The following is a 659-nucleotide window of genomic DNA, read 5'->3' as shown; positions in this document are numbered from 1 at the left end:
AGGTTCTTTTATTTTTAGTTTTTAAACGGATCCTTCATAAAAAAGACCACCTTAAGGCGCCTTCCTCCGACTTTCTAATTAATGAGTTAGATGAGCAAAACAAATTTTATTACATTATAATTTCTATTTGTTTCCAAAAATATTACCTCTATATATAATGATATTACGTAATTAAGGAGGTTAGGAATGCATCGTGATTTACTAAATCAAAATACGAATTCGGTCGTTACTGGACTATTAGAGAACACACCGCATCTTGTTGTTAATAAATTGGGTGAACTGCTAAAAGAAAGGGGGAATGTCGCAAGGAGATTTAAGTTGTTTGACTGGTATTCGGGTAGCAACAATAAATGATTTTGTAAACATGAAGAAAACAAATGTGAACATGCTTCACCTTGTTCCAATTATGATTGCATTAAGAATTACAGATATGACTGAAATCTTTTATGTTGAGTTTCCTGACGAAGTGAAGGAAAGGTTTGCTGAAGATATGGAAGGCTACGAGGGTGGACTAACGGAAAAGATGATAAAAGAAGTCGAAGAGAATTCAAAAGAAATGTATGTACAAGAGAAATAACGGAATACCCAATCCGTTATTTTTTTATCTATTTTTTAATGCAAAAAGAAAAGACACCCCAAGGTGCCTTTTTTCAATTTAT

2 protein-coding genes are annotated in these 659 nt (G+C 32.6%); both read left to right on the top strand.

The features are described 5' to 3' along the window. The first annotated feature begins 186 nt into the window (after positions 1-186). Positions 187-354, top strand: coding sequence for a hypothetical protein (locus tag COK05_RS31915; RefSeq protein ID WP_255290357.1), 168 nt, complete (start codon positions 187-189; stop codon positions 352-354). Further along, complete coding sequence (locus COK05_RS26995; protein ID WP_255290356.1) at positions 323-577, top strand: XRE family transcriptional regulator; 255 nt, start codon at positions 323-325, stop codon at positions 575-577. The genes COK05_RS31915 and COK05_RS26995 overlap by 32 nt, the downstream gene beginning before the upstream one ends. The last annotated feature ends 82 nt before the right edge of the window (positions 578-659 follow it).

It is taken from the genome of Bacillus cereus (assembly GCF_002567495.1).
GTDB lineage: Bacteria > Bacillota > Bacilli > Bacillales > Bacillaceae_G > Bacillus_A > Bacillus_A cereus_AQ.
This window is presented reverse-complemented; position numbering and strand designations above follow the sequence as displayed.